Source organism: Arthrobacter sp. 10N43 (assembly GCF_056394525.1).
The window spans coordinates 288,938-310,151 of the sequence record NZ_JBFTIA010000002.1 but is presented as its reverse complement, the minus strand read 5'-3'; the positions used below and the strand labels follow the sequence as shown (position 1 = coordinate 310,151).

Here is a 21,214-nt window from a genome sequence, read left to right as displayed (position 1 = left end):
CGCGGGCATAGAACAGGCCCCGTTCCGGTCATGTGGATAACCGAAACGGGGCCTGGACAGGCTTGCTGGTGGGCCGGATGGCTAGGAGAGTTCGCTCGCCGAGCGCTCGAGCTGCTCCAGCCAGGCCTGGCGTGCCTCGAGGGCCTCCCGGGCTGCCTTGATCTTGCGCTCGTCGCCGGCCTTCTCCGCCTTGGCCAGGTCTTCCTTGAGGCCGGCGATGGCGGTTTCGAGCTGGGTCAGGGCGCTGTTGGTGCGTGCCTTGGTCTCCGGGTTGGAGCGCTTCCAGTTTTCTTCCTCGGCGTGGCGGACGGCGTCCTCCACCTTCCGCAGGCCGGCCTCGATGCGGCCCATGTCCGCGCGCGGAACCTTGCCGGCTTCTTCCCAGCGGTCCCGGATGGACTGCAGCGCCTTCTTGGCGGCCGCGAGGTCCTTGATCGGCAGGAGCTCGTTGGCCTCCACGAGTAGCGCTTCCTTCACCACCAGGTTCGCACCGTATTCCTGGTCGATCTCGTCGTTGGCTGCCTGCCGGTTGGTGAAGAAGACATCCTGCGCGGCGCGGAAGCGGGCCCACAGGGCGTCGTCGTCCTTGCGGCTGGCGCGCGGGGAGGCCTTCCATTCATCCATCAGGCGGCGGTACTCGCCCGCGGCAAATCCCCAGTCGGTCGAGGACGAAAGGGCCTCGGCTTCGGCGATCAGCTTCTCCTTGGCGGCCTTGGCTGCTGAGTTGTTGCTGTCCAGCTGCGAGAAGTAGGCGCGGCGGTGCCGGTCGAAAACGGTGCGGGCGGCGCGGAACCGCTTCCACAGCGCGTCCTCGTTGCTGCGGCCGAGCCGGACGCCGCTCTTCTGCGCGGTCTTCCAGCTCTCGAAGAGTTCGTTCATCCGGGCGCTGGAGGTCTTCCACTGGATCTGCGCGGGATCGTGGCCGGCGATTTCCTCGGCCTCGGCCACGATGGCCTCGCGGGCGGCAAGCTCAGCTGCCCGGACGGCGTCGTGTTCAGCCTTCTCGGCCTTTTCGAGTTCGCCGATCTGGGTCACCAGTGCGTCCAGCCGGGCCTCGGCGGAACGGAAGTCGCCCACCATGTTGCGTTCGGCGAGCTGCTCGCGCAGGTGCGTGACGGTCTTCTGCATGTCCGTGGTGGGCGCCTTGGAGCTCACCCGCTGTTCAAGCAGGTCGATCTGGGCCACGACGTCCTCGAACTTCCGGGCGAAGTAGCCCAGGGCCTCGTCGGCGCTGACGCCCGGGTACTGGCCAACGGGATATTCCGTGCCGTCTACGGTCAGGAAGACGTGGCCGTCACCTTCGACGCGGCCCCAGCGGGCCGCTTCCGCCAGTGAGGCGGCTGAGGACACGGCGGCCGGAGCGGGGGCCGGGGCGGCAGCAGAGGGCTTGGCCTTCGGCCGGGCAGCAAATGCGGCCGGGCTCGGCGCAGGCCGGGCGGCCGGCGCGGGAGCCGGTGAAGGCGACGGGGCAGCAGCGGGCACGGTCTCGACGACTGCCCCGGCGGCGGGCTCGGCGACGGGCTCGACGACTGCCTCAGCAGCGGTCTCAGCAACTGCCTCAGTCGCCGGCTCGGCCGGGATCTCCACGGGTGCGGCCTCGGCCACGGTCTCAGCAACCGCCTCAGCGGCAGGTTCGGCCGGTGTCTCTTCCGACGGCGCCACGGCGGGCTCCGTCGGCTCAGCGGATGCCGCGGGCTCTGCTGATTCGGCGGCGTCCTCGCCTGCCGCAGCCGGGGCTGCGGATACGGCCGTGTCGCCGGCCGCGTCTACGGCATTGCCGGCACTCTGGGCCGGGGTTGCCTCGGCTTCGGTTTCGTTGGCAGCTGATGCTGCCAATGTTTCGTCGGATTTCTGACTGTCTGTCACCGCTAGAAGTCTTTCGCTTGGAGGGAAATACCGGGACCACGGCCTTCAGGGCCGCGGCTGGTCACTTCAGTGAGAACGAGTCTATCGTGACTGGTTCCACAGGTGCGCCGTCGGTGGCGTTGCCGCCGGGCTTCAGTCCGGCGGCGGCAATGCCGCTCACCACATCGAGCCCCGAGGTCACCTTGCCCACCACCGTATAGCCGCCGGCAGCATCCGCCGGAATGACGGTGTCCTTGTACACAATGAAGAACTGGGTGCCGTTGCCGTTGGCGTTCCCGCCGGTCCGCGCCACGGCGATCGTTCCGGCAGGGTACTTGTTGTCTGCCGGGGTGTTTTCCAGCGGGCCCCACGTGTAGTTCGGGTCGGTGCTGCCGTCCCCGGCCTTGGAGCCGCACTGGAGGACCCCAAAGTTATCGGCCGTGGTCAGCCGGTGGCAGCTGACGTTGTTGTAGAAGTTCTGGTCGGCCAGGGACTTGAAAACGGCCGCGGCCTGCGGGGCCTTCGTGCCGTCCAGTTCGACGCCGAGCGTGCCGCGGTTCAGCTTGAGCTCACCGGTGAACGTCTTGCCCGCGGCGGTTTCGGGCTTGGGGATGTTCGCGGCATTGGGGGCAGCGGTCGGTGTGGCGGACGCCGAGGGGCTCTGCAACCCCTCCTGCACGGCCGCGAACTGTTCTTCGGTCGGGTTGGACGCAAAGACGGTGAGCTGCAGGATCAGGGCCAGGCCGATCGCCGCTGTGCCGGCGCTGATGGCAATGACGTTATCGCGCTTGCGGCGCTTGTCCTGGTCACGGCGCAGGCCGCGCCTGGCCTCCATCTGCTGGACGCGCCGCTTCGCCTCACGTGCGCTGCGTGAACTGGCCGCCAATGGTCCTCCTGGTTGTATGGCCGCGGCCGTGACGGGCCGGAGGCGCCGTCGCGGCAGCAGCAGCAAGCTGCCGGCAGTCCCGCCGGGCCGCCTCCGTTGGAAGAAGCGGGCGCCGAACGCATAAACTGACTGCCGCACACAGTTTATGCACGACTGGCCGGTCTGCCGCTTATCTTCGTTACGTTTCGACAGAGAATGCCGCGTGACGCCTGCGCCCGAAGATACTGCAGTAGCAACCAAGTACTGCAGTGGTAACCAGAGGAGAAAATTTCACCATGGCACGCACAGCCTCCCTGTCAGGATTCCCCGAGTGGCTTCCCGAGGAGCGGCTGGTGGAACTCCATGTGCTGGACACGCTGCGCCGGACATTCGAACTCCATGGGTTCTCCTCGATCGAGACCCGCGCCGTGGAAACTGTGGGGCAGCTGCTCCGCAAGGGCGAAATCGACAAAGAGGTCTACGGCCTGAGCCGGCTCCAGGACGACGAGGGGGACAGCGCCGCCAAGGCCGACCCGCATGCCCTGGCGCTGCACTTCGACCTCACCGTGCCCTTCGCCCGCTACGTCGTGGAGAACGCCGGCTACCTGGCATTCCCGTTCCGCCGCTACCAGATCCAGAAGGTCTGGCGCGGCGAACGTCCCCAGGAAGGGCGCGCCCGCGAGTTCACCCAGGCGGATATCGACGTCGTAGGCGACGGCGAGCTGCCGTTCCGCTACGACGTTGAAATCGCGCTCGTGATCGCCGAGGCGCTCAACGCGCTGCCCATCCCGGATTTCTTGCTGCGGATCAACAACCGCAAGCTGGCCGAGGGCTTCTACACCGGGATCGGGCTCACAGACACCCCCGGCGTCCTGCGCAGCATCGACAAACTCGAGAAGGTCGGGCCCGCGAAGGTCGCCGAGTTGCTCAAGGAAGAGCTCGGCGCCACGGACGACCAGGCTCAGGCTGCCCTGAAGCTCGCCGGCATCCGCACCACGGACACGTCCTTCGTGGAGCAGGTCCGGGCGCTCGGCGTCACCAATGAGCTGCTGGAAGAGGGCCTGAACGAGCTGGAACAGGTCATTGCCGCCGCCGTCCTGCACGCTCCCGGGCGGGTGGTGGCGGATCTGAGCATCGCCCGCGGCCTGGACTACTACACGGGCACCGTGGTGGAAACGGTCCTGGTGGGACACGAACAGCTGGGCTCGATCTGCTCGGGCGGCCGCTACGACGCCCTGGCCAGCAAGGGCAACCGCAAGTTCCCCGGCGTCGGCCTCTCGATCGGCGTGACCCGCCTGGTGTCGCGGATCCTGAGCCAGGACCTTGCCAAGGCCACGCGCTCCGTGCCCACGGCCGTGCTGGTGACGCTCAACAACGACGACAGCTGGGGCGCGGCGCAGGATGTCGCGGCCCAGCTGCGCAGCCGAGGCATCGCCACGGAGGTCGCCGCGAAGGCCGAGAAGTTCGGCAAACAGATCAAGTTCGCCGACCGGCGCGGCATTCCGTTTGTCTGGTTCACCGACGACGACGGCAAGCACCAGGTCAAGGACATCCGCACGGGCGAGCAGTACGACGCCGACCCGGACACGTGGATGCCCTCCGAGGAGGACCTGCACGTGCGCATAACCGCCGCCCGCTAGTTACCTGCGTGACCGCACGACGAGGAACCGCCCGGCCACACCGACGGCCAGCACCGCGGCCATAACCAGCACGGAGGCCGGCGGCAGGGTGGCGGCCAGGACCAGGCAGCCGAAGAAGCCCAGCACATTGAGCCAGCGCGGCGCGTGCCAGGGCCGGCCGGCCAGTGTGAAGGCCGCGGCATTGGTCACGGCGTAATAGATCAGCACCCCGAAGCTGGAAAATCCGACCACGGTCAGCACGTTGGTGCTTAGCAGCAGGATGACGACGGCGGCGGCGACCGCCAGCTCCGCGATGAACGGGACCGTGTGGGCCCGGCCCACCCTGGCCAGCGGGCCGGGCAGGTCCCGTTCCCGCGCCATGGCCAGGGTGGTCCGGCCGACGCCGGTGATCAGCGCCAGCAAGGCGCCAAGACAGGCGGCCGCCGCTCCCGCCTGGACGAACGGGACGCCGCCGCTGAGGCCGCTGGCCTCCACCGCGTCCAGCAGCGGCGCCGTCGAGCCCGCCAGCTGCTCGGGCGGTAAGTGCCACTGCAGCAGCACGGCCAGGCCCAGATAGATCACGAAGGCGCCGGCCAGTGCGGCCAGGATGGCCCGCGGGATGGTGCGCGCGGGGTCCTTGACCTCCTCGCCCAGGGTTGCGATCCGCGCATAGCCGGCGAAGGCAAAGAACATCAGCCCCGCCGCCGGCAGGACGCCCCAGCCGCCGGCCGGCGCCGTGAGGGCCGTTGTTGCCCCGTGGGCGGCGGGGGCGCCGGCCGGGTGCGGGCCCAGCAGCGACGCCGCGGCGACGAACACGAGCGTGGCCAGCACCACTGCCAGCAAGACCCTGGTCAGCAGCGCGGTCCGGGAAATCCCGAGGAGGTTGACCCCGGTGAGGACCACGACGGCGGCGACCGCCAGCGGCGTCGCGTACGCGGGTGCAACGTAGTGCCCGAACGTCAAGGCCATCGCCGCGCAGGACGCCGTCTTGCCCGTCACGAAGCCCCAGCCCGCAATGAAGCCGGGCCACTCGCCGAGTTGCCGGCGCCCGTACACATAGGTGCCGCCGCTGTCGGGGTATTTCGCCGCCAGCTGCGCCGACGCGACGGCGTTGCAGTACGCGATGGCGCCGGCCACGGCGACCGCCAGTGTCAGCAGCGGCCCGGCCAAGGCCGCTGCGGGGGAGAACACGACGAACACGCCGGCGCCGAGCATGGAACCCAGGCCGATGGCCGTGGAATCAAACACGCCGAGCCGGCGCTGCAGGCGCTCGTGCGGCCGCTGTGGGACGGGCCGGTGACCGCGCCTGTGACCGGGCGCCCGGCCGCGGCGGTCACCGGGCCGGGTTCCGTTGTGCCGGGTTGCCATGGCAGGAGGGGCCTTTCCACCGGGTAAACTCGAACGGGATCGTTCCTGTAGCGATCCTATTGAACCTAAATGCTTGAACTTCGAAATATTTTGAAGATCGATTATTTGAACGTCATTTTTGATTTTCCGCTGAAAGGAATGCTGTGCTGCGCACACATGACCTCGGGTCTCTTCGCTCCGAGCACATTGGACAAACCGTAACCCTCGCCGGCTGGGTCGGCCGGCGTCGTGACCACGGTGGTGTCGCATTCGTTGACCTGCGCGACGCGTCCGGCGTCGCCCAGGTTGTGGTCCGCGAAGAAGAGGTCTTCCACGGGCTGCGCAATGAGTACGTGCTGCAGATCGTCGGCACCGTATCCCAGCGCCCCGCGGGCAACGAGAACCCGGCGCTGCCCACCGGCGAGATCGAGGTCATGGCCGAAATGGTCACCATCCTGAACACTTCGGATCCGCTGCCGTTCCAGATCGACGAGCACGTTGAGGTGGGCGAAGAAGCGCGCCTGAAGCACCGCTACCTGGACCTGCGCCGCCCCGGCCCCGCCCGCAACCTGCGCCTGCGTTCGGAAGCCAACCGCGTGGCCCGCGAGCTGCTACACCAGGACGGCTACGTGGAGATCGAAACCCCCACGCTGACCCGTTCGACGCCGGAAGGCGCCCGCGACTTCGTGGTCCCGGCCCGCCTCGCGCCGGGTTCCTGGTACGCGCTGCCGCAGTCCCCGCAGCTGTTCAAGCAGCTCCTGCAGGTGGGCGGCTTCGAAAAGTACTACCAGATCGCCCGCTGCTACCGCGATGAAGACTTCCGCGCGGACCGCCAGCCGGAATTCACCCAGCTGGACATCGAAGCCAGCTTCGTGGACCAGGACGACATCATCAGTTTGGGCGAAAACATCGTCAAGGCCCTGTGGAAGCTGATCGACGTCGAGATCCCGACGCCGATCCAGCGCATCACCTACCACGACGCCATGGCCCGCTACGGCTCGGACAAGCCGGACCTGCGCTTCGGCCAGGAACTGACTGAGCTGACCGAATTCTTCAAGGACACCAACTTCGGCGTCTTCAAGGCACCCTACGTCGGTGCCGTCGTCATGCCCGGCGGCGCCTCCCAGGCCCGCCGCGCCCTGGACGCGTGGCAGGAATGGGCCAAGCAGCGCGGCGCCAAGGGCCTGGCGTACGTCCTGTACAAGGAAGACGGCGAGCTCGCCGGTCCTGTGGCCAAGAACCTGACCGACACCGAGCGTGCGGGCCTGGCCGACGCCGTCGGAGCCAAGCCCGGTGACTGCATCTTCTTCGCAGCCGGCGAGAAGACCCCGTCCCGCGCGCTCCTCGGCGCCGCCCGCGTGGAGATCGGCCACCGTACCGGCCTCATCAACCCCGCCGACTGGGCCTTCTGCTGGGTCGTTGACGCGCCGATGTTCGAACCGGCCGCCGCCGCAGTCGCCTCCGGTGACGTCGCCGTCGGTGCGGGCCAGTGGACCGCCGTGCACCACGCGTTCACCTCGCCCAAGCCCGAGTTCATGGACTCCTTCGACAAGGATCCGGAGTCGGCACTGTCCTACGCCTACGACATCGTCTGCAACGGCAACGAAATCGGTGGCGGCTCGATCCGTATCCACGAGCGCGACGTCCAGGAGCGGGTGTTCGAGCTCATGGGCCTGGACAAGGCGGACGCCCAGACCAAGTTCGGCTTCCTGCTGGAGGGCTTCAAGTTCGGCGCCCCGCCGCACGGTGGCATCGCCTTCGGCTGGGACCGCGTGGTTGCCCTGCTGGCCGGCGTGGAGTCCATCCGCGACGTCATCGCCTTCCCGAAGTCCGGCGGCGGCTACGACCCCCTGACCCAGGCTCCCGCTCCCATCACGGCGCACCAGCGCAAGGAAGCCGGCGTCGACTTCAAGCCCGAGGCCAAGAAGGCCTCGGACGGCAAAAACTAGCCTGACAGCATCAGCAGCAGGGGCTCCCCGGGCAACCGGAGAGCCCCTGCTGTCATAATCGGCCGCATCATGTTCGGGACGGAGAGACTTTGATGGACCTGAATCCGGGCCACGCAGCGAACCCCAAATCGAGCCCTGCAGTTAATCCCGACGCCAACTTCGAAGCCATCCCCGGGCTGGAGGCCCTGATGGATGCCGCGTGGCCCGCCGCCGACCGGGAAGAGTCCGGCGGCTGGGTGCTGCGGGCCGCCTCCGGCGTGACGCAGCGGGCGAACTCGGTCTGGGTGCGGGACCCCGGCGTTGAAGTTGACCCGCACCGGCAGCTGGCGGCGCTCCGGGAAGCGCGGCTCTGGTACCGGAACCGCCGGCTGCCGCTGATCTTCCAGATCTTCGACGGCCCGGGCCATGCACCACTGCATGCTGTGCTCGACGAAGAAGGATTCACCCGGCAGTCCGAAACCCTGGTCCTGGTCCGTCGGGACGGGGACGAACCCGGAGCAGCACCCGCCTCAGAACCCGGACCAGCCGATCCTGCCGTGGAAGTCTCGGCCACTCCGTCGGCTGAATGGCTGGAGCTGTGGTGGAGCGTCGACGGCCGTGGCGGAGCGGCCGAGCTCGCCGTGGCCCGCCGCATCCTCGAGGGCTGCCCGGCCCTGTACGCCCTGGTGCGCGACGACGGCGGTGCGCCCGCCGCCGTCGCCCGGCTGGCATTGCCGGACACGGGCCCCACGGGTCCGCGCTGGGGTGGCCTGTACTGCATGGCGACCCGTCCGGATGCCCGGCGCCGGGGCTACGGTGGCCGGATAGTCCGGGCCCTGCTGCGCGAGGGCGGCGCCCGCGGCGTTACGGTGTACTGGCTGTTGGTGATGGCGTCGAACGACGGAGCCCGGGAACTGTACGCCCACACCGGCTTCCGCGAGGCCGGCCGGTACCTCTACCGGCAGGAAAAGCCGAAGCGGCACCTGACCGGCTGCTAACCGGGCCGGCCGGCAGCCGTCAGGTTCCCGTTCCGGGCCGGCCTGTCCCGAGGCTGCGCGCGAGCTGCCGGAGGAGGCGCATGCGGCCGCGGCCGAACCCCAAGCCGCCGTTCGCGGCCGGTGCTGCACCGGGTGCAGGCGCCGGCCTGGCCGAGTAGACGATCCTCGAGTGGTACAAATACCGCACCACAAACGCCGCCACGAGCGTCGCAGCCTGCGCCAGGACGGCGTCGATGACCAGGACGTTGACGGCAAGCATCAGTACGGGAAGCCGGGCCAGGGCCTCCAGGTTGTTAAACCAGAACGACTGGGCAAACCGGGTCCGAAACCCGTTGGCCTTCTGCGGCAGGGTGCCGAAGACAATGTTTTCCTGCATCAGGAAGTTCGAGACAATCGTCAGCTCCGCGGCAACGATGGCCGCCGCGACGAAGTTGGTGCCGGTGGAGAGCAGGAACGCCATGATCAAAAGATTCAGCACGGCGCCCACAGCCCCCACCCCGGCGAACAGCATGGCCGTTCCCGCGCGCAGCTCGCCGAGCTGCCGGAGGAAACGCAGTCCCTGGCCTACGCCCGCCTTGGACCTGCCCGCGGTCCTCGGCCCGGGCGTAAACGGAACCTCGGACACCGTGAGGTGGTGCCGGGCGAGGATTTCCAGCAGGATCTTGAACCCGCTGGGACGCAGCGCGCTGCACTCGATGGCGGAGCGCCGCAGGCCAAAGTACCCCGTCATGGGGTCCGAACAGCCCCGCAGGCGCAGCGGAAACAGAGCCAGCGTGATGCGCGTGGCCCCGACGGAGACAACCCGGCGGGACCAGGTGGCCGCGCCGCCGCCGCCGTCGTTACCGCCGTCGTCCTTACCGCCGTCGGCGGGTCTAGCGCCGTCGTTACCGCCGTCGTCGTATGTGCCGCGGGCGCCGTAGCGCGAGGCGACAACGACGTCGGCGTCGTTGCCTTCAAGCTTCGCAAGCAGGACGGGGATGAGCTCGGGTGGATGTTGGAGATCGCCGCTCATCACCATGCAGAACTCGGCGGCACTGGAACGCACGCCGTCCACGACGGCGCCGCTCAGGCCACCGGTGGGGGCCTCGCGGTGAATCACCCGGATGCGCATGGGCTGCGATGCCGCGGCGGCCGCAATGACTTCCGGGGTGTTGTCCGTTGAGTCGTCAACGAACACGAGCTCTGCGTCGATGTCGCGGCAGGCCTCGGCGGCCCGGCCGATTAATTGCTGGACGTTCGGGGCCTCATTGCGGGTGGGGACGATGACTGAAAGCTTCATGGCTGCCGTCCTGTTGGTCTGCGTCCTAGGTGGACGGGGGACTGATGACGCGGTGTACGCTCCATTCGCCGAAGGTCTGGACCTGCTCGGAGTTCTGCAGGGCCATCTTCACCCGGGTCAGCCCCAGGGAATCGATGTTGGCGGTGACGGACGGGCCCACGATGATCCAGCGGATTTCCTTCCACCCGCCTGGCCGTTCGATCTCGAACTGCTTGTCGAGGTCGGGTTTCTCCGTGGCGATCATGGTCCATGCGTTGTTCCAGCCGCTGGAATTCAGGTCGTGCCACATGGAATAGGGGGCGAGGACGACGTCGCTGCGTGAGACGTTCTGCTGGACCCAGGTCATGGTGCTGCGCCAGTTGGAGTTGGTCTCGGCGGTGAGGAGCGTTCTGTCCTGCTCAAACCACTGCGGCAGGGACATCAGGAGCAGTGATGCCGAGAGGACGGCGACGAACCCCGCCCGCAGGGGCCGGGCCAGGCGCTGCGCGCGGTGCACGAGTCTTTCCACGCCGCTCCAGGCGATGTCCACGGCCGACCCGCATGCCAGCGCCAGGAACGGGATCACGCCGATGATGTACATCGCGGGGAGATAGCCCTGGCCCAGCACGATCGGGGTGGCGAAGGAGGCAATGGCGATAAACAGGATCCGGGACCGCTTGCGCAGCAGGCAGACGACAGCGGCGGCCAGCCCGGCGGCGATGAGGTACTTATCAAAGTAGAGCCAGCCTGAGAGCAGCTCCGCGCGGCTGGAACCGGCCTGGAAGATGGTGCCGGAGCCGGACCGGTTCAGGAGCTGGTAGGCGAGGGCGTCCTGGAGCGAGACGTGATCGGGTCCCGAGAGCAGCTCATTGCGAAGCAGCGCCGACAGCGGGTAGAAGGCCAGCAGCAGTCCGCCGGCGGTGAGGAAGCCAACCACCGAAAATGACCTGTTGCTCCATTTGGGCCGGTAGATCAGGGCGAGCAGCAGGGCGGGGCCAAAGATGGACAGGGTCTCCTTGGAGAGGACCGCGATCGCGAAGCAGAGCCCGGCGCCCACGTGGTGCCACAGCGCGTCCCGCGATGACAGTGCAAGGTAGAAGGCCAGCAGGAGCCAGGGCACGCCGATGTTGTCGAGGTAGATCTGCCGCCCGAGCACGAGCGAGAGTGGTGACAGGATAAAGAGCACTGTGGTCAGTGCGGCGAATGGAATCCTCAGGTTCATGCGGCGGGACACCATGTAGAGCAGCACTGCGCTGGCCACGAAGTACACCGAAATGACGTACCTGGTGGCGCCGATGGTGGTGCCGTCGCCGAGCCTGAGGAGACCTGGAAGCCAGTTCAGCGCCGCGATCTGGATCCAGCCCAGCGGCGGGTGGTCGTACCAGTACGTGTACGGGGCAAGGGAGCCGGAGTGCACGGCGAAGGCCTGGGAGGTGTAGGTGCCCTCGTCGTCCTGGTAGCTTGGCGCCCCATCGAGATTCCACAGGCTGAGTACGGCCGCGGTGACGGTGAGCGCAGCCAGGGCAATCCGGTCCCACAGCGGGAGGTACCTCACGTTGAACGGAGCGCCATGCGCCGTGCCGCGGTGTTTGGGGGTCCGTACGGCCGAAGTATCCGACTGGCCGGCCGATGCCGGTGGCGCTGTGGGTGCTGTGCGTGGACCAGGTTTCAGTTCCGTGGCTGCCATGACTGCCTCCTAGGGGCTGTTGAAACGAAAGTGTTTGCTACTGCCGGGCCGGCTCGGCGGCACCGGGGAGGAGGTAGGCCAAGTGGGATCCGGAATGATCGGTCTTTTCCCAGGCAAAGTCGCGCCGCACGAACTTGAACAGGGCCCGCAGGGCGGCGAAGGCCAGGACCATCTGGTACAGGGGAGTGCCGGCAATCAGCCGGAAGTAGTCGTACCAGCTGATGGCGAACTTATGGTCGCGGCCGAATTCGTGGAGCATGCAGACGTCGAACGCGACCGTCACGAGCGTGGGAATCAGCGGAAGGAATGTGACCAGCGTGACCACCAGGGGGAACTTGCCCCAGATCGCGGCGGCGATTGCGAGGGGGATGCAGACCCCGGCCAGCGCCATGAAATGCTGCTGCATCAGTGTCCACCAGGCGATGGTCCGCATCCGCCGGGACGGCAGGGCCTTCCAGTCGCCCTTGGCGAAGACCTGCATGAAGCCGAGGGACCAGCGGGTGCGCTGCCGGATCAGCCCGGAAAGGCTGTCCGGCGTTTCCTCACGCGTGACCAGCTGGGGCGAGTAAGCGACGACGATCTTCCTGCGAAGTGTGGACAGGCGCACCCCGAGATCGCAGTCCTCGGCGAGGCAGGAGCCGTCCCAGCCGCCCACGGCCGTGAGCAGTTCACGCTTGATGAACACGGTGTTCCCGCCGAGGGGAATGAATCCCTGCCGGGAATGGGCGTGCAGCCTGGACCGGAACCAGGTGAAGTACTCCAGGCAGTTCCGCAGTGAGTACCACGTGTCCTTGTAGTTGATCAGCTGCACGGCGCCCTGGACGACGTCGGCGTTCTTGGTGGTGAAGACACTGTCGATATGGGCCAGCAACTCCTCGGCGGCGATCGACTCGGCATCGAAGACTCCAACCACGCTGTTGCGGCACATCGACAGCGCCTTGTTCAACTGCCGCGGCTTGTTCTTCTTCTCGCTGACGTCGACGCTGATCCGCACGAACTCCGGAAACTCCCGCGCAAGCTTGTGCGCGATCCCCACCGTCTCGGTGTCGTCATGTCCGACCGAGATGATGATCTCCTTGCTGGAATGCGTCTGTGCCAGGAGCGCTGCCAGCGTGGCACGCATGACGTCTTCGCGTTCGTTGCGGCACGGCATGATCAGGGAAAACGAATACCCCTCTGTCGACTGAAGGCCGGAGTAGGAGGTCCTGACCTGCGTCTGGGGGTCCCACCACGCGTAGGTGTTCAGGTAGAGGGTGGACACAGCGATGGCAAAGAGCGCCATGGCGATGATGAGGACCAGGGCGCTGGCCAGCAACGTAGCGGACATGTCGGAGCTCCAATGGGTGGGCGGACGCAGGGGATCGCCTAAGCGGGCGGGATCCCCAGTCGGGTGGATAGTCAGCCGGGTAGATAGTCAGCCGGACCGTGGGAGCGTCCGGGATCTGGCGGGCGGTTAGTCGGCCGCGCCACAGGCGACGCCGTCATGGTTGGCGTCGAGCCTTTGCGGATCTACATGCGCTTTGCGCACTGGCAGTCCGCCCTTGAAGTAAGTACGGACCTCGGTGCAGGTCCAGGAATGTGGCATGGACCCGGGATCGAGGCCCGCGTCTTTCATCTCCTTCAGATGCCGGCTCATGCTCGGCGGAATGGCGGGAAGGCACTGTCCGTCGGCGCCGTACTGGGGGAGACAGCCGCCCAGGGATACGCTCGCGCCGGACAGCACCGCCGCCGGGTCAACGGGGCCCCGCTGCTTGAGGCCCGTGGAATTGCCGCCCTCCGGCGACGTGGCGGCCGAACCGGTTTGTGTCCGCGCCGCCTCCGCCAGGGAGACTTCCGGTGTGTCGCCCGCTGCCGCGGACGCCTGGTTCGCAGGAGCCGGCATGGGCCCAAGCTGCGGCGCTTTGCTTGAGCCGGCGGCGTCTTTGGGGGAGTCCTTTGTGGCGTCCTTTGTAGCGGATTGCCCCGGCCGGGCGCTTGCGTACCCGGCGGCCTGTTCGGCGGCCGATGGCCCTTGGCTCACGCGCGGACCGGCGTTGACGGCGCTGACAGTGGCGATCGCGGACATCCCGCCCCACACCATGGCCGCCGTCGCTGCCAGGCCCGCCGCTGTGAGGGCGACGACGAGGCGTGCCCCGCGTCCTCCCCGTGCTGAGCCTGCCGTGGCCTCGGTGACGCGTTTCATGAAACCCACACCCAACGGGCGACGCTCGGGATTCCGTCGGCGGACAAGACAGTGAGCATGTACGGCCCTGGCGGCACGAGATTGTGATTGCTGGGAATTTGGGCGGTGCGGTTCGCACCTGTGCCCGCCAGGGGCAGATCCACGACGCGCGCGTTGGTGTCTGTCTGATGCGTCTGGGACATTGGCGGTATGAGGGAGGCGGCCGTGACATTGCCCGTGACACCGATCTGCACATTCTGGCCGTAGCCAATCTGGCTGGGGGCCGCGGTGATGGTGGGACGGGCACCCTTGAACAGGTAGGGGGGACTGTAGACCGAGATCCTGGCCTCGAAGGAATTATCCAGCGGATTGGAGCCCAGGACCGCCACACGGCCGTCCGGCAGAAGGATGGATGTCGAGTGGTAGTTCCGGCCAACAGGATCCGCCGCCACAGTCTTCCAGGAGTTCGTCGACGGCGTGTAGATGGCCGCGGTCTGAATGTTCCCCGAACGGTTCAGCTGTGCGCCGTTGGCGGCCAGCACGGTACGGTCGGGAAGGTTGAGGACGTTGACGTACATCTTGCCGGGTCCGGGGAGGTCCGGTCCGGGCACGTAGTGCGGACTGGGCTGCTTGAGGTCAATGAGGTCCACGAGGTTGATGCCGGGCGTGTTGCCGTCGGCGTTGCCGCCGCCCACGATCATGAGTTTCTGGTCCTGGACCGGACCAATGAACACGGAGCCGGCCTGGTCCCTGAGATCCTTTTGCCGCAGCCCGGGAACGTCCCAGATCTGCGCGGTGGTCCAGTCGTAGATCGACGATCCCGTCCCCGGCAGTCCGTTGCCGAAAGTGTGGGCACCGGAGTAGAACATCCTGCCGTTTTCGAGCAGGAACATGTGCGGGTAGGTGCCCCAGAAGCTCCACGTCTGCGGCACCTGGTTCTGCGGCAGCCACCTCATGGCCGAGGTGTCGAACATCTCGGTCAACACGGTGCCCTGGGCCTTTTCATCGAGCCCGCCGGCGGACCAGATATCGCCATTGCCCAGCTTCGTCAGCGACGGATACCAGTGCGCGCCGGCCATGTCGGAGAGCGGATGGAAGGTGTCGTCAGCGGGGTCGAAGTAGTAGCTCTTCTTGGATCCCTGGAAGGTCGTGGGCCCCGCGTTGGAGGTGGGGTACGCCTGGGTACCGCCGGCCAGGAGGACTTTCCCGTCCGGCAGGGTCACGTGTCCGGCACAAAACATGTCGTAGGGCACGGGGATGTCTTTGAAAACGTTGGTGGTGGGCGACCAGACCACGGCCCGGAAGGTGCCCGCGTTAAAGTTCGGCTCGTTGTTGCCCGAACCGGCGATCAGCAGCACGCGTCCGTCGTGGAGCAGGGTCGAGTGAAGCGCCCGGATGGGCAGCTGCGAGGAAAGGGTCTCCCAGGATCCGACGGCGTCCGGGCCGCCGGTAGGGGGCGGTCCTGCTGCGTCGTATTTGACCAGCGAGTAGTGAGCGGTCGAGACCGTGCCGTTGCCTGCGATGGATACCCCGAAGGAAATCCGGTCGACGCCGCTGGGGATCGCAGGCGTTCGCGCCTGTCCCGTGGTCCAGCCGGAGGCGGGCGGCAGTTCCTTGAGGTCGGTCCAGTACTGCCAGCCGGCGGCGGTGTGGCTGAAGACAGTCAGGCCGGAGGGGCCCGCCGCGGTGGACTTGTAGTCGACTTTTAGGTCGTATTGTTCCCCTGGCGTGACGGCGGGTGCGCAACCCGGCGCGTCCGACTGGATTAGTTTTGCGTCCCCGGACTGATAATTCGTGACATTAATGGCGAAGGACCTGGTTCCGGCGGATGAATTTGGCGGAACATCATTTGAGAGTGAGGTCGCTATTTGTCGGTTTCCCCAGCCGGCGAGCATAAAACAATCCGGTGTTGGGGTGCCGTCGGCGAGATTTCCATTTATTATCAATTCGCTGGTGTTTTGTGTCGGTGCAGGAATTTCAGTCAGGGAATAGTCGTCCGTGGCCAGGGTTCCGTCGGTTCCAAGTGAAAGCCCGAAACTTATGTAGTCCGTTCCGTCCGGGATTGCGGGTGTTGGGGCAGCGGCCAGCGTCCAGTCCGTTGCCGGTGCCTGTTGCGCGATGTCGCCCCAGTAGCTCCATCCCTGGGCGGAATGACGGAACAGCGTGAGTGACGCGGGTGCCGTGGACTTGTACCAGAGCTGAATGGTGTAGCCGTGGCCCGCGACCACGGAGGGAGCGCACTGGGCACTTTCCTCCTGGAGCAGCTTCCGGTCGCCTGCAGTGTGGCCCTGGAGCGTGACAGAGGCCGCCCGGCCGCCGAGCCGCCCGGCGACGAAATTCCAGTTCCCTTCAGTTCCCCAGCCGGCCCGCTTGAAGCAAGTCGCGTCCACGGTACCCTCCTCCAGAGACGGGTTCTTCACGAGGTTGACGGCGTCTGCCGCCACGGCAACGGCGCCCACTAAGAAGTTCAGGGGAATAAGGAGCGCCAGGATGAGTGCAATGAATCGCCGGGGGCTTTTTTGGTTATCCACCGTCGGTCGCATTCTGTGCGTTGCATATTCTTCTGTTGCCGATGCGGGTTGCGGCGGGTGGTGATTCCGTATTTGTCATTCTGGGAACCGGTTGGTCAATGTTGCACATTGAATTCCCCAATAGCGATTGATGTCAGTGGCAAGGGATGTGCCCGAGTCTATGGGCGGCAAAAAGCAGGGGAAACGAGTAGGAATTACTCGAATTCCCGAGGCGCCGGACAGCGGCGGGTACTCAGGTGGTGGCGGCCGAAGCTGCTGAACTACTTGGATATTTTGTGGAGGCCAAGGTCAGCGGCCGGTCCGGCTGGCCGGCGTCCGGAAGGCGTTGGCGGGCAGCGCAACGGCGGGGAACGGCCGGGGCGCAGCAAAACGGCGGGAACGCAGCGAAAATGGCAGAAACTGCGGCAAAGTGTCGGTTTCCGTCAGCGCGGGAACCGGGAGGCGACGCGGATCTCGGGGCCGGAGGCCCTCCATTGGCGGTGGGGGCGGTCTGTCTCGATGTGGCCAGCGGCGTTCTCGAGACATGATCGTCTGTGTGTCTGTGTAAGCGGTGTTGGGGGACGACGGCGGTGAGCCCGCCGCCGTCGGACGGACAAACAGCCAGTCGCGGAGTTGCCCCGCATCCTGACCAACTCAAAAGTGTCATAGCCTCCTGCGATGCTTTGGGTATGGAAAGCGCAACAGCGCAGAGTGCAGGAAGCAGGAGCGCAGAAACCTGCAGTTCGGCAACGTGCAGTGCGGAAACCTGCAGTGCGGAAACCTGCAGTGCGGAAACCTGCAGCGCGGAAAGCTGGAGCGGGGAACTTCGGGAGGCCGTGGAGGCCGTCGCCGCATCTGCCGCGGCGTGTATTGCCCTCGCGGGCGACGAGGCTGACCGCACTGTTCATGCCCGCACGGTTTCGGCCCGCACAGTTCAGTCCGGCGCGGACGAGTTGCGCAGCGCGGATCCGTTGCGTTGTATGGCGGATGCTTGCCTGAACGGGCTGGCCGAGGTAGCCCGGCTGGAGGCCCGGACGGCCGCGCTGAAGGCGAAGCTGGCCGCCGGCTATGCCCGGGCCGCCGGGGCACTGGTCTCGCCGGAGGCATCCCCGCAGGACCGTGCCGCGCAGGCCATGGCGCTGGTCGCCGAGGTCGGCTGTGTCCTGACAGTCAGCGAACGAACCGCCGGCGCACTGCTCTCGGATGCCGTGGCGTTGACTACGGCGCTGCCGCTGACCCTGGCCGCCCTGCAGGCCGGGACGATCTCATGGCAACACGCCCGGATCATCGTCGAGGAAACCGCCGGCCTGGAGGGGGCCGGGGCGGCCGGGCTGGAGGCGCATTTCCTGGATCCCGCCGCGCCGAACCCCGCCCGCGGGTGCCGGGCCGGGGACCTCGTGGCGTCAAGGTTCCGGGCCAAGGCCCGCGCCTGGCGCGAACGCCACCACCCGGTCAGCATCGAGAAACGCCACGCCAGGTGCGCCGCGGACCGACGGATCGATTTCCTCCCGGACCGGGACGGCATGGCGTGGCTCTCCGCCTACCTCCCGGCCGATACCGCCGCAGGAATCTGGGAACGGACCACTGCCGCGGCCCGCGCCCTCCAGGGCCCGGCCGAGACCCGGGACCTCGGCCAGCTCCGCGCCGACGTTGCCGCCACCTGGCTCCTCACCGGCACCCGCACCCGCACCGGCACCCAGGGTGGAACGGCCGCCGGCGGTCCCGGCGCGTGCGGGGGCGTTCCGTCCCCGCGGGCGCAGGTCCTGATCACAGTCCCCGTCCTGGCGCTGCTGGGGGCCACCGAGGAACCCGCCGTCCTGGACGGCTACGGGCCGATCCCGCCGTCCATGGCCCGCCGACTGGCCGGCGAAAGCGCCGGATCGTTCTACCGGGTCCTGACCGACCCCCGTGACGGCGCCCCGCTGGAAATCGGACGGACGAGCTACCGTCTGACCAAGGCCCAGCGCCGCTGGCTGCGCCTCCGTGACGGCAAGTGCCCCTTCCCCGGCTGCAGCAACCAGTCCCTGGACAACGAGGCAGACCACCTCTTGGCCTGGGCCGAGGGCGGCACCACCGGCATCTCCAACCTGGGCCAGCCCTGCCCGAAACACCACCGCCTTAAACACGGCTCCGCCTGGACACCAACCGGAGCCGGCAAGGACAACCCTCCAGGGTGGACATCACCGTCCGGCCGGCATTACCCCAGCGAGCACCAGGATTGGGAACCACCCCTGTGGCCTGAGTCCTGGCCCGAACACGTCCTGACCGCGGACGCAATCGCCGACCACCACCTGCCCACCGATCCAGGACACCAGCCGGATCCGGCGCTCACCGGGGACCCCGGCCCGGACCCGGGCCCGGACTCCTGCCCTGACCCCGGCGACGATTTAAGCCTGGAACTGCCCCCGGATCCGTTCCCGGACTGGCATGAAATTACCGCCGCGTGTTCAACGCCAGTGGCAGATACGACCGATCCGTGGCGGCCAGTGCCACCCGATGACCCGTTCCCGGAGAGTTTCCTGCTCCAATGCGCCTGATCGACCCGTTGCGTGCCCACCATTCCAGTGGCGGCCGGCCCCGAACGTAACGGGTGACGGCAGGGCGGGAACCACGCAGCGGGGACAGCTACTCCGGGTCGGTCACGAGGATCCGCACCGAACACAGGTCCGTGGCGGCCTTCTTCAAGATGGTGGCACGCGGGTCCGGGACGTCCAGGAACGCCAGCCGTGTTAGTCCGGCGTAGCGTTTCAGCACGGGCTCGGCGAGCACTTGCTCGGCCAGTGTCCGGTCGCCGCCCGGTGCCAGGTATTCGACCCGGTGCTCGGCGAAGATCCTTGCGGCGTGCTCGGCGACCGCTTCGACGAGGGCATCGGCCTGGTTGGCGCGCCGTCGGGCAAAGCGCTGTTGGGACCAGCCGCCGGCCGCCGTCCGGGACTGAACGTGGCGCGTGCCGGTCTTGGACGCCAGTACAGTGCCGCCACTGACCACAGCCACCGAATATCCGCCGCGGCGGACCAGTACGGCACCGAGGCTCCGCGGCTGGCCGGCCAGGGAGGCCAGCCGGGATACGGCGTCGCGGCCGCTCCCGGGCCGGCCGTCCACGGGCCAGGGCGCCCGCAGCACGGCCACAGCGCCGTCCGCGGCGCGCAGCTCCAGTCCGGCGTCGGTCTCCTCCTCGCTGAGTGCGCCGTGGCTCGCGGTGAAGCGGTCCACCCAGCCCGGCAGCCGGGCTCCGGAGACAAAGGCCACACGGGTCTCGGGGCTGGGCATGGCAGGGCTCTTTCGTTGCAGGGTCAGGTGCGGGTTTAGTTTGCGGGGTCAGGTGCCGGTTCAGATGAGCGGCGAGATGAGGGGGTCGGCGCGGGGCGAGGGGTGCCACGTGCGTGATGGAGGAGTGACAGGACGGGCAGGAACTAGAAGTAGCCTATCTATGTGGATGATCTCTTTGGCGCAGGGCGGGACAACGCCGACGGAAGCGACGACGCCGGCGGGGACGACAACGGCGACGCGGAGGAATCCGGGCGAGCCGGGTCGGCACCGCGATCCGGCGCCGGGGTGGCCTCGCCGCGCAGCCCGCTCGCCGTCCGGATGCGGCCGCGCACCCTGGATGACGTAGTGGGCCAGCAGCACCTGCTCGGCCAGGGCTCACCGTTGCGCCAACTGGCCGCCGGCTCCAACGCGACCGGCCCCGCCGGACCGAGTTCGGTTATCCTCTGGGGTCCGCCGGGCACCGGCAAGACCACCCTTGCCCACGTGATTGCCAAGGGACCCGGCCGGAAATTCGTCGAACTCTCCGCAATCACCGCCGGCGTCAAGGATGTCCGCCGCGTGATGGATGAGGCCCTGACTGCGCGCGACCTCTACAAGACCACCACCGTGCTCTTCCTCGATGAGATCCACCGCTTCAACAAGGCACAGCAGGACGCGCTGCTTCCCGGCGTCGAGAACCGCTGGGTGGTGCTGGTGGCTGCCACCACCGAAAACCCTTCGTTCTCGGTCGTGTCCCCGCTGCTGTCCCGCTCGCTGCTGCTGACCCTCAAACCGCTCACCGACGCCGACGTCGAGGGCCTGCTGCAGCGCGCCGTTGCTGATGTCCGCGGACTGAACGGCAAAGCCGTCCTCAGCGCCGAGGCACTGGCCCACCTGGTCCGGCTCTCCGGCGGCGACGCCCGGCGGGCCCTGACCGCACTCGAGGCGGCCGCCGGCGTCGCCTTTGGTGACGCTGACGACGCCGACGCGGTCGTCAATGACACTGCGGATAAGGACACAGGGAGTACCGACGCAGCCGACAGTGACACAGCCGGCGCGGGAGCGGCGGAGCCCGTCACGATCCAGCTGCGGCACACGGAGCGGGCCCTGGACGTCGCGTCCGTTCGCTACGACCGGGCCGGGGACCAGCACTACGACGTCGCCAGCGCGTTCATCAAGTCGATCCGGGGCTCCGACGTCGACGCCTCGCTGCACTATCTCGCCCGGATGCTGGAAGCGGGGGAGGACCCGCGGTTCGTGGCCCGCCGGATCGTGATCTCGGCGGCCGAGGACGTCGGCATGGCGGACCCGACGGCGCTGCAGACCGCCGTCGCGGCGGCCCAGGCCGTCCAGCTGATCGGAATGCCGGAAGGCCGCATCGTCCTGGCCGAGGCAGTGGTGCACCTGGCCACCGCGCCGAAGTCCAATGCCGCGTACATGGGCCTCAACCAGGCGATCGCCGACGTCCGCGCCGGCCTCGGCAACGGCATACCGGCCCACCTGCGCGACGCCCACTATCCTGGCTCAAAACAGCTCGGTCACGGCAAGGGCTACAAGTACGCCCACGACGCACCGCATGCCGTGGCCACGCAGCAGTATCCGCCGGATGACCTTGTCGGACGTAACTACTACGTCCCCACCGCCAACGGAGCCGAACGGGACATCGCCACGCGGCTCGAGCGGCTCCGGAAGATCATTCGCGGCACGTGAACGGCACCACGGTTCTCGGCTGGTTTGTGGCTGGTTC

Annotated in this window: 14 protein-coding genes; 5 read left to right on the top strand and 9 right to left on the bottom strand. The window is 67.6% G+C overall.

The features are described from left to right. Nucleotides 1–81: 81 nt before the first annotated feature. Both AC1DDO_RS04015 and AC1DDO_RS04010 read right to left on the bottom strand, forming a co-directional pair. Nucleotides 82–1,866: a DUF349 domain-containing protein gene (locus AC1DDO_RS04015; protein WP_476867529.1), complete on the bottom strand. Its 1,785-nt coding sequence runs from the start codon at nt 1,864–1,866 to the stop codon at nt 82–84. A gap of 61 nt (nt 1,867–1,927) precedes the next feature. Then, nucleotides 1,928–2,731 (bottom strand): peptidylprolyl isomerase, encoded by an 804-nt coding sequence (locus AC1DDO_RS04010; protein WP_476971464.1) that lies wholly within the window; start codon nt 2,729–2,731, stop codon nt 1,928–1,930. Between the two features lie 275 nt (nt 2,732–3,006). Between AC1DDO_RS04010 and hisS the strand changes: the two genes are divergently transcribed. Next, on the top strand, nt 3,007–4,350 hold the full coding sequence (gene hisS / locus AC1DDO_RS04005; RefSeq protein WP_476971463.1) for a histidine--tRNA ligase: 1,344 nt from the start codon (nt 3,007–3,009) through the stop codon (nt 4,348–4,350). Here the strand turns inward: hisS and AC1DDO_RS04000 are convergent, their stop codons facing one another. Next, nucleotides 4,351–5,697, bottom strand: a complete 1,347-nt coding sequence (locus AC1DDO_RS04000; RefSeq protein ID WP_476971462.1) for an APC family permease — start codon at nt 5,695–5,697, stop codon at nt 4,351–4,353. A 143-nt stretch (nt 5,698–5,840) separates the two neighbouring features. Between AC1DDO_RS04000 and aspS the strand changes: the two genes are divergently transcribed. Further along, complete coding sequence (gene aspS / locus AC1DDO_RS03995) at nt 5,841–7,625, top strand: aspartate--tRNA ligase (protein ID WP_476971461.1); 1,785 nt, start codon at nt 5,841–5,843, stop codon at nt 7,623–7,625. A gap of 92 nt (nt 7,626–7,717) precedes the next feature. Beyond that, entirely contained in the window at nt 7,718–8,602 is an 885-nt protein-coding gene (locus tag AC1DDO_RS03990; protein ID WP_476867534.1) for a GNAT family N-acetyltransferase, read from the top strand. Nucleotides 8,603–8,621: 19 nt separating this feature from the next. On the opposite strand, the gene AC1DDO_RS03985 is transcribed toward AC1DDO_RS03990, so the two are convergent. The 5 genes from AC1DDO_RS03985 to AC1DDO_RS03965 form a co-directional block, all read right to left on the bottom strand. Next, nucleotides 8,622–9,881, bottom strand: a complete 1,260-nt coding sequence (locus AC1DDO_RS03985; RefSeq protein ID WP_476971460.1) for a glycosyltransferase — start codon at nt 9,879–9,881, stop codon at nt 8,622–8,624. 25 nt (nt 9,882–9,906) lie between these two features. Beyond that, complete coding sequence (locus AC1DDO_RS03980; RefSeq protein WP_476971459.1) at nt 9,907–11,547, bottom strand: ArnT family glycosyltransferase; 1,641 nt, start codon at nt 11,545–11,547, stop codon at nt 9,907–9,909. A 37-nt stretch (nt 11,548–11,584) separates the two neighbouring features. Then, nucleotides 11,585–12,874, bottom strand: coding sequence for a glycosyltransferase (locus tag AC1DDO_RS03975; protein ID WP_476867537.1), 1,290 nt, complete (start codon nt 12,872–12,874; stop codon nt 11,585–11,587). A 126-nt stretch (nt 12,875–13,000) separates the two neighbouring features. Continuing rightward, entirely contained in the window at nt 13,001–13,729 is a 729-nt protein-coding gene (locus tag AC1DDO_RS03970; protein WP_476867538.1) for a hypothetical protein, read from the bottom strand. Next, the gene (locus AC1DDO_RS03965; RefSeq protein ID WP_476867539.1) at nt 13,726–16,239 is read right to left on the bottom strand and encodes a galactose oxidase-like domain-containing protein; all 2,514 of its coding nucleotides are present in this window, start codon (nt 16,237–16,239) and stop codon (nt 13,726–13,728) included. Before AC1DDO_RS03965 ends, AC1DDO_RS03970 begins: the two co-directional genes overlap by 4 nt. 815 nt (nt 16,240–17,054) lie before the next feature. On the opposite strand from AC1DDO_RS03965, the gene AC1DDO_RS03960 reads away from it, so the two are divergent. Further along, nucleotides 17,055–18,755: an HNH endonuclease signature motif containing protein gene (locus tag AC1DDO_RS03960; protein ID WP_476867540.1), complete on the top strand. Its 1,701-nt coding sequence runs from the start codon at nt 17,055–17,057 to the stop codon at nt 18,753–18,755. A gap of 88 nt (nt 18,756–18,843) precedes the next feature. On the opposite strand, the gene AC1DDO_RS03955 is transcribed toward AC1DDO_RS03960, so the two are convergent. After that, nucleotides 18,844–19,488 carry an acVLRF1 family peptidyl-tRNA hydrolase gene (locus AC1DDO_RS03955; RefSeq protein ID WP_476867541.1) on the bottom strand — a complete coding sequence of 215 codons (645 nt, stop codon included), beginning with the start codon at nt 19,486–19,488 and terminating at the stop codon, nt 18,844–18,846. A gap of 162 nt (nt 19,489–19,650) precedes the next feature. Between AC1DDO_RS03955 and AC1DDO_RS03950 the strand changes: the two genes are divergently transcribed. Next, a complete protein-coding gene (locus tag AC1DDO_RS03950; protein ID WP_476867542.1) occupies nt 19,651–21,177 on the top strand; it encodes a replication-associated recombination protein A in 1,527 nt (508 codons plus the stop codon). The last annotated feature ends 37 nt before the right edge of the window (nt 21,178–21,214 follow it).